Source organism: Streptomyces sp. NPDC055966, assembly GCF_042269865.1.
Taxonomy (GTDB): domain Bacteria; phylum Actinomycetota; class Actinomycetes; order Streptomycetales; family Streptomycetaceae; genus Streptomyces.
Map to the genome: position 1 here is coordinate 39041 of NZ_JBHJYK010000011.1, position 13448 is coordinate 52488.

Annotated in this window: 16 protein-coding genes and 1 pseudogene; 3 read left to right on the top strand and 14 right to left on the bottom strand. The window is 70.2% G+C overall.

Going from position 1 to position 13448, the window contains the following annotated elements; all coding sequences use genetic code 11:
* Positions 1-48 precede the first annotated feature (48 nt).
* The gene (locus ACFC8N_RS23540) at positions 49-2901 is read right to left on the bottom strand and encodes a BTAD domain-containing putative transcriptional regulator (protein WP_376289498.1); all 2853 of its coding nucleotides are present in this window, start codon (positions 2899-2901) and stop codon (positions 49-51) included.
* Positions 2902-3130: 229 nt separating this feature from the next.
* Here ACFC8N_RS23540 and ACFC8N_RS23545 point away from each other — a divergent pair, with 229 nt between their 5' ends.
* On the top strand, positions 3131-3631 hold the full coding sequence (locus ACFC8N_RS23545) for a hypothetical protein (RefSeq protein ID WP_376289500.1): 501 nt from the start codon (positions 3131-3133) through the stop codon (positions 3629-3631).
* On the opposite strand, the gene ACFC8N_RS23550 is transcribed toward ACFC8N_RS23545, so the two are convergent.
* From ACFC8N_RS23550 to ACFC8N_RS23565, 4 genes are all read right to left on the bottom strand, one after another.
* Complete coding sequence (locus ACFC8N_RS23550; protein ID WP_376289502.1) at positions 3615-3767, bottom strand: hypothetical protein; 153 nt, start codon at positions 3765-3767, stop codon at positions 3615-3617. The two genes, ACFC8N_RS23545 and ACFC8N_RS23550, sit on opposite strands and share 17 nt — an antisense overlap.
* An 86-nt stretch (positions 3768-3853) precedes the next feature.
* Positions 3854-4390: a transposase gene (locus ACFC8N_RS23555; RefSeq protein WP_362823332.1), complete on the bottom strand. Its 537-nt coding sequence runs from the start codon at positions 4388-4390 to the stop codon at positions 3854-3856.
* A complete protein-coding gene (locus tag ACFC8N_RS23560) occupies positions 4387-4926 on the bottom strand; it encodes a winged helix-turn-helix domain-containing protein (protein WP_376289504.1) in 540 nt (179 codons plus the stop codon). Before ACFC8N_RS23560 ends, ACFC8N_RS23555 begins: the two co-directional genes overlap by 4 nt.
* A gap of 31 nt (positions 4927-4957) precedes the next feature.
* Positions 4958-5413, bottom strand: coding sequence for a DUF4142 domain-containing protein (locus ACFC8N_RS23565; RefSeq protein WP_376289506.1), 456 nt, complete (start codon positions 5411-5413; stop codon positions 4958-4960).
* Between the two features lie 351 nt (positions 5414-5764).
* On the opposite strand from ACFC8N_RS23565, the gene ACFC8N_RS23570 reads away from it, so the two are divergent.
* Complete coding sequence (locus tag ACFC8N_RS23570; RefSeq protein WP_376289508.1) at positions 5765-6427, top strand: glycerophosphodiester phosphodiesterase; 663 nt, start codon at positions 5765-5767, stop codon at positions 6425-6427.
* A 115-nt stretch (positions 6428-6542) separates the two neighbouring features.
* Here ACFC8N_RS23570 and ACFC8N_RS23575 read toward each other — a convergent pair whose 3' ends face one another.
* From ACFC8N_RS23575 to ACFC8N_RS23585, 3 genes are all read right to left on the bottom strand, one after another.
* Positions 6543-6722, bottom strand: a complete 180-nt coding sequence (locus ACFC8N_RS23575; protein WP_376289510.1) for a hypothetical protein — start codon at positions 6720-6722, stop codon at positions 6543-6545.
* A gap of 365 nt (positions 6723-7087) precedes the next feature.
* Positions 7088-7255, bottom strand: a complete 168-nt coding sequence (locus ACFC8N_RS23580; protein WP_376289512.1) for a hypothetical protein — start codon at positions 7253-7255, stop codon at positions 7088-7090.
* 924 nt (positions 7256-8179) lie between these two features.
* A complete protein-coding gene (locus ACFC8N_RS23585) occupies positions 8180-8476 on the bottom strand; it encodes a winged helix-turn-helix transcriptional regulator (RefSeq protein ID WP_376289514.1) in 297 nt (98 codons plus the stop codon).
* Positions 8477-8606: 130 nt separating this feature from the next.
* Between ACFC8N_RS23585 and ACFC8N_RS23590 the strand changes: the two genes are divergently transcribed.
* Positions 8607-9065 (top strand): DUF3237 family protein, encoded by a 459-nt coding sequence (locus ACFC8N_RS23590; protein ID WP_356040373.1) that lies wholly within the window; start codon positions 8607-8609, stop codon positions 9063-9065.
* Between the two features lie 22 nt (positions 9066-9087).
* On the opposite strand, the gene ACFC8N_RS23595 is transcribed toward ACFC8N_RS23590, so the two are convergent.
* The 6 genes and pseudogenes from ACFC8N_RS23595 to ACFC8N_RS23620 form a co-directional block, all read right to left on the bottom strand.
* On the bottom strand, positions 9088-10041 hold the full coding sequence (locus ACFC8N_RS23595; RefSeq protein WP_376289516.1) for a zinc-binding alcohol dehydrogenase family protein: 954 nt from the start codon (positions 10039-10041) through the stop codon (positions 9088-9090).
* 114 nt (positions 10042-10155) lie between these two features.
* Entirely contained in the window at positions 10156-10722 is a 567-nt protein-coding gene (locus tag ACFC8N_RS23600; protein WP_376289518.1) for a helix-turn-helix transcriptional regulator, read from the bottom strand.
* 245 nt (positions 10723-10967) lie between these two features.
* A pseudogene (locus ACFC8N_RS23605) lies at positions 10968-12159 on the bottom strand (IS701 family transposase).
* 4 nt (positions 12160-12163) lie between these two features.
* On the bottom strand, positions 12164-12721 hold the full coding sequence (locus ACFC8N_RS23610) for a transposase (protein WP_376289820.1): 558 nt from the start codon (positions 12719-12721) through the stop codon (positions 12164-12166).
* Between the two features lie 53 nt (positions 12722-12774).
* Entirely contained in the window at positions 12775-12936 is a 162-nt protein-coding gene (locus tag ACFC8N_RS23615) for a winged helix-turn-helix domain-containing protein (protein ID WP_376289520.1), read from the bottom strand.
* Positions 12933-13256: a helix-turn-helix domain-containing protein gene (locus ACFC8N_RS23620; protein WP_376289522.1), complete on the bottom strand. Its 324-nt coding sequence runs from the start codon at positions 13254-13256 to the stop codon at positions 12933-12935. The genes ACFC8N_RS23615 and ACFC8N_RS23620 overlap by 4 nt, the downstream gene beginning before the upstream one ends.
* Positions 13257-13448: the final 192 nt, after the last annotated feature.

Consider the following 13448-nt stretch of genomic DNA (forward strand, 5'->3'; position numbering starts at 1 on the left):
CCGGCATTTCAGCACGCTTACACCTGAAGTGCCCTCCGGCAGGGCGGGTCACGACGGTGCGGACAGGGTGCCGGCCGCGCCGGTGAACAGCGTCACCATCTCCGCCCAGGCCATCGTGCCGCCGCTCGCCACGGGAGGGATCGACGCGAGCAGCCGTTTCACCCGGTCCTCCAGGCTCGGTCCGGCGAAGCGCATGTACCGGCCCGGATCGGTGCCGCCGCGTTCGGCGTGGTCGGTGACCGCCGCGTGCAGCCGCGCGGCCGTGTCGCGGGCCCCGAGTACGGCCAGGGCGAAGACGCCCGCGTACAGGGCCCCCAACTCGTCGGAGCCGTTGGGTTGCTGTTCGAAAGCGGCCACCGCGCGCACCAGCAGCTCCAGCGCTCGGCGCGCCCCCGCCTCGGCTGCCTGCTCGTCGGCCAGGAGATACCAGGCCAGTTGGAGATCGCTGATGGCCGCCCCCGGGGTGAATCCGCACCCGGCGGCGATCTCGCGCGCCCTGCTCAGGGTCTCGGTCACGGCAGCCGTGTCCCCGTCCTGGAAGTGGACGAGGGCGATGCCCCACAGCGCCGTCGCGCGCAGGGAACCCGGAGGGTCCCGGCGGTCGCAGGCCGCCTGGAACGCCAGTGCCGCGGCGCGCATACGCTCGCCCGCCTCCATGTCGGCGAGGGCGTTGCAGCGGCGCAGGTGTGCCTCCAGCAGCAACTCGTCGTGTGCCGGATCCTCCTCGTCGAGCAGATCGAGCGCAGTGTCGGCGGCGCTGAGCGCGGCGTCGGTGTCACCGACATGGCTGGAGGTCACGGACAGCCCGATCAACGCGGTCGCACGATCGGCGGGTGGAGCCTCGGGACACGCGTCGAGGGCCCGTCGCAGCAGGCGCCTCCCCTCGGGCACCGGTCCGGCCATCACCCACAGATAGCGCAACACGCCTGTCGTACGCAGGGCTTGCACGGGAGCGTGTGCCAGGTCGTGGGCGATACCGGCCCGGATGTTGGCCAGTTCGCCCGCCAGCGCGTGCGTGGCCTGCCCGGACCGGGGCCCGGTCAGCAGCGGGGCCTGGCCGGCGACGAAGGACCGTACCCACTCGGCGTGCGCCTCGCGCGTGGCGTCGCGGTCGGGATCGATGTCGCGGCAGTACCGGCGGATGGTCTCCAGCAGGCGGTAGCGCACCTGCCCGCAGGACACATCGGCGGTGAGCACCGACCGGTCGACCAGCGCCGCCAGACCCGCGAACACCGCGCCGCCGGCGTCGGCCGGACCGACCGCTGCGGCCGCCTGCCAGGAGAAGCCGCCGTCGAACGGCCACAGCCGCACCAGCAACATGCGCTCCTCATCGGGGAGTTGATCGACACTCCAGGCAATGGCGGCCGACAGCGAGTCGTGCGGCGACACCGAGCCGCGCGCCGGGGCGCCGAGGGCGTCGAGCCGCTCGTGCACATACGCGGCGATGTCGGCCAGACCGAACGACCGCGCCCTCGCGGCGGCCAGTTCGATCGCCAGGGGCAGCCCGTCGAGCGCGGTGCAGACGGCGACGGCCGCGTCGGTGTCGTGTGCGGTGGGGGTCCAGCCCGCGCGATGGGCGCGCACCCGGTCGAACAGCAGCTCCACCGCCGTGCCGTCCTCGCCGCCGACCGGCAGCGGCGCCAGCGTGAGCACCCGCTCACCGTCCAGGCCCAGCGGCCATCGGCCGGTCGCCAGGATCCGCAGCCCGGGACACTGTGCGAGCAGCGGCAGTACGACATCGGCGAGCGCGTCGGTAAGGTGCTCGCAGTTGTCCAGCACCAGCACCTCGTGCCGGTCGGCGAGCACACGGGCGACCGCGGCGAGCGGATCGCCGGTGGTGTGCGCCACGCCCACGGCCACGGCGATGCTGGGTGCGATCATCTCCGCGCCGCGGATGTCGGCCAGCCGCACGAGCCGGGCGTCGGCGCGGTCGGCGACCTGCTCGACGGCGAGGCGGGTCTTGCCGACGCCCGCTGGTCCGATGATCGTGACGAGGCGGGATTCGGTGAGTGCCGTGTCCAACAGGGACAGTTCCCGAACGCGGCCGATCAGCCGAGTGAGGGGCCGGAGCAGAGGCCGGGGAACCGCTGGAGGCGGCGGATCCGGCTCGGCGGACGGCGATTCATCCGGCCGTGCCGCCGCCGGCAAGGCCAGCAGACTCGGGTCGTGCGCGAGCATGCGCCGCTCCAACGCCCTTAACGCCGGGCCGGGTTCGGCACCCAGCTCCTCGACGAGCAGCCCGCGCACGCGCCGTAACTCCGCCAGCGCGTGCCCTTGCCGGCCGCTGCGATACAGGCCCAGGGCGAGCAGTTCCCAACGCCTTTCGCGGTACGGCGCCTCGATCACCGACTGGCTCAGGGCCGCGACCGCCCGAGCGGTGTCGCCACGGGCCAGCCGCGCTGCCTCCAGTTCCTCCACCGCGATCTCCCGCAGCTCCGTCATCCGCGCCCGCAGTCCCAAGACGTGAAGCGACTCACCCAGCTCCGCCCAGGGACGGCCCCGCCACAGAGCCAGCGCCGCCTCCAATGTCCGTACGGCGCCGGAGGGATCGGCGTCGGCCAGTTCTGCCATGCCTCGCTCGACCTGCTGCTCGAACAGGCCGTGGTCGGTCGCCTCCGGCGTCAGCGCGAGCCGATAGCCCTGCCGGGTCGACTCCAGGCACGCCCGCTCCCCCGGGCCCAGCGCGCTGCGCAGCCGATGGACCGTGACCCGGATCGCGTTCGTGACCTCGGCCGTCAGCTCGGTGTCCCAGACCACCTCGGCCAGCGCCGACAGAGCTACCGGTGCCCCCGCACCGGCCGCGAGCGCTGCCAGCAGCCTGCGGGGAAGCGGCCCGCCGAGTTCCACCGGCACACCGTCGATCTCGACCTCGATCGGGCCGAGGACTCGGCAGAGGATCACCGGTTCACCCGCCTTGTGGGCCGGAGCGTCAGCGGATCCCTCCGCGGGGCCGGCGGACCCGACCACAGGAGGATCGCAGACCGGTTGAAATCCGGAAAAACTGTAAGACGGTTGAAATGCCGCCCCGTCACAGTGAGGAACGTCCTGCACAGGACCACGAAGACACACATCCCCTCAGCCCGGGCACCGGTCACGTGCCCTGTCCCACCGTCCAAAGGAGAACGCACAGATGAGCATGGCACACAGACTCGCGCTGGCCGCAACGGCGCTGACACTCACTGCGGGTCTGGCGGCGACGGCCGCGCCCGCCGAGGCCGGTACCGCCGCAGCTGCGGCGCAGCCCTCGATCACCTCGGTCACGTTCAGCGGCACCCACGGCCCCGGGGTGGCCTCACCGACGATCACGGTCAGCGGCTCCGGCTTCGGGACCACCGCGCCCGCGGGGGCCGACAACAACGTCACGAGCTGCGGGACGTACACCGGCAACGGCAACGCCTACGGCAACCAGCTCTACTTCATCGACGACAACAACTTCGAGGCCGGTTACAGCGACGGCAACGGCGCGAACTGCATCGGTGTCACTGTCGTCTCCTGGTCCTCGAACCGGGTCGTGCTCCGGTTCGGAAACGCCTACGGCTCCTTCGCCCACTGGTACCTCAGCAACGGCGACGGCTACGCCCTGTCCGTCGACAACGGAATCTACGGCGGCACCGTCAGCGGACTGAGCTGACCCGCCGGCAGGGGGCCGCCGACAGCCGCCGGCGGCCCCGCAGCTCAGCAGCCGGGGTGATCCGGGGCCGGGTGGCGTCGGGGACGAGCGTGCGTTCCAGGTCGGCGTTGTCGTTGACGCCGTCTACGCCTGACACACGCCGTGGTTGACCATCTGGGTGTGGCGTGCGACCACCGGGCGCGCGCTCTTGGCCAGGGACTTACTGACTTCGGCGTTTTAGGGTCAGTTCGGTCTGTCGAGGGCGAGGCCCGTTCCGGCGAGGAACCCGGCGAGGATGCTGTGCCGGTACTGCAGCGCCTTGAGCCGTCTGCGCAGCAGAGTCTCCAGCTCGCTGAGGGTGCGGGCGGCAAGGTTGGCCAGGCTGCGCTTGATATGCGCCCACAGGCCCTCGACCGGGTTGAGTTCGGGCGCATACCCGGGCAGCAGGATGACGGTCAGCCATTCCCGCTCGGCCACGAGTGCCTTCATCGTCTTGGAGATGTGGGTGCTCAGCCGGTCCCACACCACGATCAGCGGGGCCTTGAGCAGCTGGTGGGCGCCATCCAGCAGGTGGATGTAGTCGCTCTCGCCGAGCGAGCGGCGCTCGCCCTTGCGGCCGGTGTGCCGGCGCAGCCGGTAGCACAGGCGGGCGGGCAGGCCGGGCCGATAGCACAGCAGCCCGGCCGCCGACAGTCGTCCCCGGCTGCGGCCGGAGACCTTGACTCTCGGGGTGATGCCGCGTCGGCCCCAGGTGCGGCCCTTGGGCGGACGGCCGGTCACGCCCGCTTCGTCCTCGAAGCAGACGAACGCGCCGGTCGCCGCCCGGAGGGTTTTACCTCCTGCCAGGTCGCCTCCCGCCATGAGGTGATCGCGTCCTCGTCACGTTCGGCGGCGGGCCGGGCGGGCATCTGCACGCTGAAGCCCATCCGGTGCAGCAGCCGGGTGACTCCGGAAACGCTGTAGGAGAGGTGGAACTTCCGCCCGATCAGCGTGCGTACCCGTGCGGCGGTCCACACCTGGTCGTCACTCCAGCCGTGCGCGGCCGGCCCTTCTTCCAGCCAGGCGGCAAGCTTGGCCTGCAGGTCGGGGCGGAGTCGGCAGTCGTAGCCCGGGGGTCCCTGAGACCGCAGCGCTTCCCGCCCGCCCGCCTTCCAGGCACGGCACCACTGGTAGACCGACTTCTCGCTCACCCGTAACTCCCGGGCGATGCACGGGACTTTCACGCCCTCCTCGAAGAGGCCAGCGGCCCGTATGCGTACCTCTTCGCGGCGCTTGCGCTGCTCGGCGGTCAGCCCGCCCCCGTCCGGATACCGCATACTTCCGGGCTACCAGCCACGACAGACCCTGTCACCAGGTCCGACGAGACCCAGACGCTATAACGCCAAGGTCAGTAACGAGCGGGCTGGTACCCGAGGCGATCACCTTGTCGACGAGCGCAAGGGTCTGCACGTGGGCCGGGTACTGGGCCTTGAGCCACGCGGCATCGTACGCCGGCGTGCCGGCGAGGGACTTGAGGGCAGCGGTTTGCCTCAATTGCGCGCCCGACTGCCCGGACGGCAGTGCCACGCCGAGCCTTGCCGCGTCCTTGACGACACCGGCGTCAAGGACGCGGTGGTCGCGGATGAAGTCGGCGCTCACCCGCTTGACGCAGGCGGTGGTCGCGGCGCTCTGAGCCTGCTGGCTGGTCGTGATCTCCCACAGATTTCCCTGGTGGGCCGCGGGCAGGAGCTGCCTGTCCAGAACGGAGACCGCCGACGGTGAGGGCGACGAGGAAGCGAGAGCCGGGAGCGACGTGGCACCCATGACGCACAGGGTAGCGGCGCAAACGGCGGCGGAACGGGCACGGGATCGAGTCGTGTACATGAGTCCTCCACGGGTCGCACGCGCAAGCCCCGGCGAAAACCCCATCCTCATTACTCGAAGGATGAAAACTGCACCTATGCCATGGTTCACCCGGTTGAATCGGTCGGCAACCGAGGACCCCGATGTCCACATCCGGTGCAGCGGTCGGCGTGACCGCGCCTCAGAAAGCGCGCGGCCGTACGGCCCATTAGGCCTGGCGCTGCGCCGGGCGGTGGCCCGCTGCGCGGCGGGGGTACGGCGCCCCTGCGGCGGCCCCGGACCACCACACCCAAGGACGCCCACCGCGGTGTCATGGCCGCCGAGCCGGAGAACACCCTGCGCTCCTTCCTGCGGGCCGAGCGCGAGGGCCTGGACGGCATCGAACTGGACCTGCACCTGAGCAAGGACGGCGCGCTGGTCGTCATGCACGACGAGACCCTGGACCGCACGACGGACGGCTCCGGTCCGATCGCCGACCAGGAGTTGCAGACGCTCAAGAAGCTCGACGCCGGACTCGGCGAGCGCATCCCCACCTTCGAGGAGGTGCTGGACGCCGTCGGGCCGACGCTGCCGATCCAGGCGGAGATCAAGGACGTGGCCGCCGCCCGGTCGCTGGCCCGGGTGCTCACGGACCGCGACCTGCTGGACCGGGTCTCGGTGCTGTCGTTCCACGACGCGGCGCTGATCGAGATCCACCACCTGCTGCCGCAGGCCCGCACCGTGCTGGTGGCAGGCCCCAGCGCGCACCGCGACACCTTCGTCGGCCGCGCCCAGAAGGTCGGTTCCACCCTGGTCAGCGTGGAGCTGCGCCAGCTGAACCAGGCGATCGTGGAGAAGTGCGGCGCCGCCGGCATCGACGTGATGGCCCGGACCGTCAACGGCGAGCGCAATCTGGCGCTGGCCCGGACGCTCGGCCTGGTGGGCTGCGTGACCGACGAGCCCGGCATGAAGCGGCTGGTCGAGGCCACGGCCTGACCTCAGGGGTCCAGCCCCGGCCTCGCCGTCGCGGGACGGCTCCTCGTCTACCTGCGGAAATGGGCTGTGAGCCGCACAGGCCTCACCTCCTGCCGGGCGATCTCGGGCCGTACGGTCAGGGCTCGATGAACGGCACTGGGACGGCGTGCAGTTTGGTCCGGAGGCTGATGTCGCTGGTGGCGACGTACCACGCGGAGCCGGGGTGCCGGGCCTGCAAGAGCAGCGTCGAGGCGATGAACCGGTCGTCCGGGACATCCAGGTCGAGCCAGTCGGGCAGCGCTTCGGACTTGGACATCCGTCCGTCCGGCCCGCTTCTTGTCATCCAGCTCGCGCAGCACGACCGGCAGCAGGTGCGCCATGTAGTGGTCCGACTGGTCCGTCCCGCAGTACATGACAGAGGCGGTGGAGCTCCTGCAGGCGTCGGTGCAGCAACTGCGGAGCCTGACCGATCTGCTGCCGATGGACCCGTGGCCGGTGCGCCCGGCCGTCGACACCAACGCTCTGCTCGACAATCCTGACCTCGCCGCCTACACCGGGCAGATCGGTCCGAGCCGCCTCGGGAGTCGGGTGCGGGAACAGCAGCCGGAACCGCGGCTCCCAGCCCCACAGGCGACGCAGCAGGTCCATCCGCTGGGACTCCAGCGCCGAGCCGCTCGGTGCTCAGCCCCAGTTCGCGGCGTCGAGGATGAAGGCCTCCCCCGGCCTGTTCGGGTTCACGTACTCGATCTCGGAGGTATCCAGCACAGCGAGGTAGTCCCGCTCGATCGCATCGAGCTGCTCCAGGAGGCGCTCTCGGTAGGTCGGCGGGAGGGGCTTCTTCTGCGGCATCCACCGATGATGGCCCACCCCGCTGACAGCCTGGTCCTGCCAAGGTTCCGCCTCCGGGAAAACCCATGCGCCAGGGCCCTGCTGGGGGCCTACGCTCCCGTCATGTGCAGCCTCTACGCCCGCCCCCGCCCGACGACCGGTGTCGGCCTCTGCTCGGGGCCTTCGACACGTCGGTGCTCACGACGGACGTCACCGCGGCGGTGATCCGCGGCCGGCCGTCCTCGATCCTCGCCGAGATGCGGTACGGCACGCTGCGCGGCTGTATCCCGCACTAGTGGGCGAAGGTCCCCCGTGCGCTGGCCGATCTCAAGCGCGAGGGCGGCGCCTTCGATCTCGCGGCGGCAAAGCGGCTGTGGTGGCAGCAGTACGTGCCGCTGCTGCACGTCGTCTCCGTGACTGGGCTGCCCATGAGGACCCGGACCCGATCCGCAAGGGCATCGCCGTACCGGGGTGGAGAGACGTACGGGCCGCTCTGGGACGGATCGGCAGGGCGGAGGCCGGCATGGAGGCCGGCGGCACCATGGTCATGGGGACCGGCTACGGCCTGTACGGTGCCGCGCGCCTGGCCCGCGCCTATCCCGTGGCCGCCGGGATCGTGGCGCCCGCCGCCGGCGTCTACGCCTACCGCAACCGTTCCCGGTTCACCGTCGACACCCGCGCGAAGCTCGCCCGGCGCGCCACGGAAGCCTTGAGAGTCCTGACGAGCCGTACGGCCAGTACGAGCTGCACAAGCCCGGCTGGACGCAGGCGGAACACGGCACAGCGGGAGATGACGTGTTGTCGCAGGTCGCCCGCCTGCTCGCCCGCGCGGCCGTGCCGATGGCCCTCGACGCTCTCCTCGCCTCCCCTGACCGCACTGCAGCCGAGACCACCAAAAGGATCCAAGCCCTCACCGGAGTCGTCGGCATGCGTCGGTGTTCGCCCTCAGCTGTCGCCTCCCCGATGGACGGACAGCTCGGCCGACCACCGTTCTGCCCAGGCGCGCAGGGGTTCGAGTGAGGGGCGGAGCGCGTTACCCAGTTCGGTGAGGTGGTAGACGCCGTCGGTGTCGGTGGTCACGATGCCCGCCTCGGACAGCTCGCTCAGCCGATCGGCCAACACGCTGGAGGACATGTCGTCCGCACGTCGGCGCAGCTCGCGAAAGCCGGCCGGTTCCTGCTGAAGTTCCCAGATCACACGCAGCGTCCACCGGCGGCCCAGCAGGTCCAGCGCAGCCATCATCGGCCGACCGGTGCTCGACCCGCGCACGGGTCGGCCCGGCCTCGGTGCACCCTCGACCGCTCCAGAACCGCTTGCGCTTCGCATATCGAACCATGATAGTGGTTCGGAATTCGAAGCGATTGGAGCCGACATGGAACTGGTACCGGAGATGATCTACCGGGAAACCATCGACGGCCCATGGGGTCCGACCACCGGCAGCCCTTTGGGGGCACGACTGTGCTGGCAGGTGAACACGGCGCGCCTCATCGGTGAGCGGATCGACGCCACGCTGGTCACTCCCGGGATGGACTGGATCCGGCTCGGCGCGGACCAGGTGCGCCGACAGGACCTGCGAGTGACGCTGGCCGACGGCGACGGTGAAGTGATCATGCTGAGCTACGACAACGCGCTGATCCGGGAGAGCCCGGCATTCCTGGTCGCGCTGGGGGAAGGGCGGGAAACCAGGTTCGGCGACCAGCACATGCGGATGGTCGCCCAGTTCGACACCGGCGCCCCCCAGTACCGCTGGCTCACCCAGAGTCTGTTCGTCGGTGAGGGCCGACTGGCCGGACCACGCACCATCGAGTACCAGATCTACCGCGTGGATTGAGTCGACAGCGGGTCGGCCGGGCTCAGGGAAGCAAGACCAGCTTGCCCTTCGTCCGACGCGCCAAGAGGTCCTCGTGCGCATCGCGAGCGCGTCCGAGGTCGTACTCCGAGCCGACCAGCGGTCGCAGGCGGCCGCTCGCCGTGAGGGCGAGTAGCTCCTCAAGTGGCCTACCGCCCGCACCGTTTCGGGTGATGAGTGGGGTGAGCCAGAACCCGCCAACCGTGATGCTGTCCACTGCGAGGCGGGATGGCGGGACGGCGGTGGCAGCGCGCCGGGACGAGGCTCCGTAGGTCACGAGCCGTCCCAGAAACCCGAGCGTGTCCAGTGCGGCGTCGAGTACCGGTCCGCCGACGGCATCGAGAATGACGTCGACCGGTTGTCCGTGATTGGCATCAAGGACCCGCTCCCGGTAGTTTTCCGCGCCGCTGTCGATGGCTACGTCCGCACCGAGTTCGAGGGTGAGGGCACGCTTCTCTTCGGACGACGCCGTCGCGATGACCCGGCCCGCCCCGAACTCGCGGGCCAGCTGAACCGCCAGGCTGCCCGTCCCGCCCGCGGCGGAGTGAACCACGACGCTCTGCCCGGGTCGCGGGTGGGCCACCGACCGCAACAGGTGCCACGCAGTGAGGCCCTGGACGAGCAGAGCCAGGGCCGCCCCGGCGCTCACACCTTGCGGCACAAGGGCCAAGTCGCGGTCGCAGACCACGGTCTTTGCGGCGTAGCCTCCCTGCCGGACGTATCCGAGGACTCGGCGACCGTCTGCTGTCCGGCCGACGACCTCCATACCAGGGACGTGCGGCAGGGGTCCTTTCATCGCATAGGGGCCGTCGGTGAGTTCACCCGCGATCTGTTTGATGTCGCCGAAGTTGACGCCCGAGGCCTCCACCTCGACCAAGGTCTCGCCCACACCCGCTACCGGGTCGGGCATCTCGACCTCCTCCAAGACCTCCGGTCCACCGAACCGGTCATAGCGCATGGCACGCACGATGGCGCCTCCCCGGGAATCGTATGAGCGCAGTGAGGACATTTTTTTGCGGCGACCGCTTCACGGCCGGTGTGCTTGCCGGCGCCAGGCCGAGGGGCTGACGCCTCAGGCGCGTTTGAACGCCACACTGAAGGCGAAGGGGTCTTCGTAGCCGACCTCGTGGGCCACGGCGGCCACGGTCACCTCGCCATCCCGGAGCAGGTCTGCTGCCATGGTCATTCGCCAGCCGGTGAGGTAGGCGAGCGGGGGTTCGCCGACCAGGGCGGGAAAGCGGGCCGCGAAGGCCGCACGTGACATGCCGACGTGGGTGGCCAGTTCGGCGACCGTCCACCGACGGCCGTGCTCCTCGTGCAGCAGTCCTACCGCCTGACGGATCGCCGGATCGGCCAGGGCCCGGTACCACGCGGGCGCCGTATTCGCTCCGGCACACCAGGTCCGCAGGGCCAGCACGAGCACAAGGTCGAGGAGCCGGTCGAGCACGGCATCTTGACCGGGTTCGTCGAGGGTGCCTGTGCACCGGATGCCTGCTCCGCGAGCGAGCCTGCAGCGTGATCGCCAGGGCCAGGATCTGCGGAGGCGTGCTCGGGCGCCCGTTCGCCCACGGGTACATGTCCGCGGACATCTCCGCCGGGAACAGCGCACCACGGTGCTCGGACAGAAACGCGAACACACTCCCCGCCGGAATCAACTCCCGGCAGGTCTCCCACACATCCGGCCCGACTGTCTGCCCGGCCCGTTCCCCCATCACCACGAAACGAGTCTGGCCCGGCCGCTCACGCGGCGGGGCCAGAACCCCAAGATCTTCATGAGCCTTCTAGTAGGACTCCGTCAGGTTGCCCTGGCTCTTGGGTTTGGGCTGGTGGTGGCTGTTCTGGGCAGGGGGCGGTGGCAGGTGGTGCGGGTGCCGGTCCAGCAGTTCAGCAGGTCATGGAGGGTGTCGAGGATCTGGCAGGGGGTGAGTCCGCTGTATCGGCTTTGGGGGCCAGCCGCTGTTCGGTGAGGAACGCGTGGTTGGCGGTGACCAGGGTGACGTGGTGGTGCCAGCCGGTCCAGGAGCGGCCTTCGAAGTGGTCCAGGTCGAGGCCGTGCTTGAGTTCCCGGTAGTCGTGCTCGATGCGCCAGCGGATCTTGGCCAGGCGGACCAGTTCGGTCGGCGTGATACCGGCGGGCAGGTTGGACGGCCAGTTGTCGGTAGGCGCTTCGGCGCCTTCGGGCCATTCGACCAGCAGCGTGACTTCGGGCAGGACACCGTCCCAGCAGCGGTGTTCGGCGGTGGCGGCGGCCCGGGCCAGACGACGGGCCCTGATGCCGGCCGGCTGCACCCGCAGCGCCAGGAAGTGCGAGCGCATCGGTCCGCGGAAGCCTTCCCGCCTGGGACCGTTGCCGGACCAGTGCGGTGTGACTGGCTCGGCGTCGTGCGGGTGGACGGTCACATCCGAGCGGACCGCGACGACATAGCCGATGCCCCGCCGGTCCAGGCCGTCGCGGAAGTCTGCGATCTGCCCGTAGCCGGCGTCGGCCACCAGCACCGGTGGCACCAGCCCCCACCCGGCCAGCTCATCGATGCTGTCCAGGGCCAGGCGCTACTTCTCCCGGTGCCCGACCTCCTGCGGTATCCCGGTCTTGTGTCGCCGTACCGGATCGTCCGCCCACTCCTGGGGCACGAACATGCGCCACTGCAGCGGGCAGGACGCGGCATCACAGACCGCGTGCACGCTCACCGCGACCTGGCAGTTGGCCCGCTTGCCCAACGTCCCGCAGTACTGGCGCGCGACCGCCACGGACATCTTCCCGTCCTTCGGGAACGACACATCATCGACCGCCCAGGCATCCGGCCCGATCAGCGGCACCATCCGCTGGGCGATCCGCCGCCCGCACCGGCACCGGATCCCAGGTCGACTGGTTCACGAACTGCTGCAGGTTCTGTTCATTGCCATCCGGCAGCCGCCCCGCCATCGGCTGGATCGACTTACGGCGCCCGTCCAGCATCAGCCCGCGCAGACAGCAGTCGCCCTTCGCCCGCTGGTCCTTGCGCGGCACCGACGCGAACACATCCGCCACGAATGACACCAACTCCGCCCGAGCACGATGCACTTCATCTGCAACCACACTCCTACTGATCTCTTCGGATTGTTGTCGGCTGGTGGGTGAGTTTGAGTCCGGTGCCGGCCAGGCAGCTGTCGATCAGGTCGGGGCGGAGCTGGATGTGTCGTAGGCCCCGGCGGAGGGTGCGTTCGAGGTGGTCGTCGTCGGTGAAGGCGGTATTGGCCATGGGACCGCGCCGTAGCAGCGACCAGACGCCCTCGACCGGGTTCAAGTCCGGTGCGTATGAGGGCAATTGGATGATGGTGAGCCAGTCGTGTGCGGCCGCGTAATCGTGCATTCCGGCCGCCCGGTGGGTGTTGAGATTGTCCCAGATGACGACGATCGGGGCCTGGAGCTGGATGTGGGCGCGGACGACCAGGTCGCGATAGTCGCTCCAGGCGCAGCTGTCGCGTCCCTTGCCCTTGTGCTTGCGGTGGCGGCGCGTCCGGTAGATGAGACGGGAGATCTCGCCCGGCTTGTAACAGCACATCGCGGCGATCGACCAGCGGCGCCAGGACCGGCCCCGTACCCGCACCACCGGCGTGTGCCCACGCCGGCCCCAGGTGCGGGCGCGTGGCGGCGTCATCGAGAACCCTGCCTCGTCCTCGAACACGATGTACGCGCCCAGCGCCGCCGCAGTCATTCCGCCTGCGGCCACACATCCTTCTTCCACAGGCCCACCGCCTGCTCGTAGCGCTCCAGGGCCCGGCGGGCGGAACACTGCCAGGACCAGCCGTGCCGGCGCAGCAGCCACCACACCGCCGCCGACGAGCAATCCAATGAGAACTTCCAGGCGATCAATGCTCCGACCCGACCCAGAGTCCAACGCCGGTCCTCCCAGCCGTGCACAGCCGGTCCCAGACCAACTCCTGGTCCAGCTCGCCGAACTGGCCGTCGGACAGCTTGGGCAGTTTCGGCGGCCCCACGGAAGCGAGCGCGGCCATCCCGCCCTCCCGCCAGGCACGCCGCCAGCGTTCCACCGACCGCTCGCCCACCCACAGATCCCTCGCGATCACCGCGGTTCTCTCACCGCGGCCGAACCGCTCACCCGCCTCGTACCGGATCGTCTCACGAAACCGCCGCCGCTCCGCGGTCAGCCCACCACCCTGCGCGTACCGCATACCACCGGCCTACCGCAGGGATCACCACACGTCACCACCCCCGACTCCAATCCGAAGAGATCAGTAGGGGCAGCGACCATTCACCGAGGGCCCGCATTCAGCACCACCCGCAGTCCATGGAACCTCGGGGCGCGCGTGACCACGCCGGCAGCCAGGCGAAGACTTCATGGGTGAGTCCGGTAGGCGAAAGCG

Coding starts and splice junctions, on each gene's coding strand:
- ACFC8N_RS23565 (WP_376289506.1), bottom strand. CDS start 5,413: ATGGGTGCCACGTCGCTCCCGGCTCTCGCTTCCTCGTCGCCCTCACCG.
- ACFC8N_RS23585 (WP_376289514.1), bottom strand. CDS start 8,476: ATGATGGCTGCGCTGGACCTGCTGGGCCGCCGGTGGACGCTGCGTGTG.
- ACFC8N_RS23580 (WP_376289512.1), bottom strand. CDS start 7,255: ATGCCGCAGAAGAAGCCCCTCCCGCCGACCTACCGAGAGCGCCTCCTG.
- ACFC8N_RS23620 (WP_376289522.1), bottom strand. CDS start 13,256: ATGCGGTACGCGCAGGGTGGTGGGCTGACCGCGGAGCGGCGGCGGTTT.
- ACFC8N_RS23595 (WP_376289516.1), bottom strand. CDS start 10,041: ATGCGCTATGACCGGTTCGGTGGACCGGAGGTCTTGGAGGAGGTCGAG.
- ACFC8N_RS23575 (WP_376289510.1), bottom strand. CDS start 6,722: ATGTCCAAGTCCGAAGCGCTGCCCGACTGGCTCGACCTGGATGTCCCG.
- ACFC8N_RS23545 (WP_376289500.1), top strand. CDS start 3,131: ATGAGCATGGCACACAGACTCGCGCTGGCCGCAACGGCGCTGACACTC.
- ACFC8N_RS23570 (WP_376289508.1), top strand. CDS start 5,765: ATGGCCGCCGAGCCGGAGAACACCCTGCGCTCCTTCCTGCGGGCCGAG.
- ACFC8N_RS23610 (WP_376289820.1), bottom strand. CDS start 12,721: ATGACGCCGCCACGCGCCCGCACCTGGGGCCGGCGTGGGCACACGCCG.
- ACFC8N_RS23590 (WP_356040373.1), top strand. CDS start 8,607: ATGGAACTGGTACCGGAGATGATCTACCGGGAAACCATCGACGGCCCA.
- ACFC8N_RS23560 (WP_376289504.1), bottom strand. CDS start 4,926: ATGCGGTATCCGGACGGGGGCGGGCTGACCGCCGAGCAGCGCAAGCGC.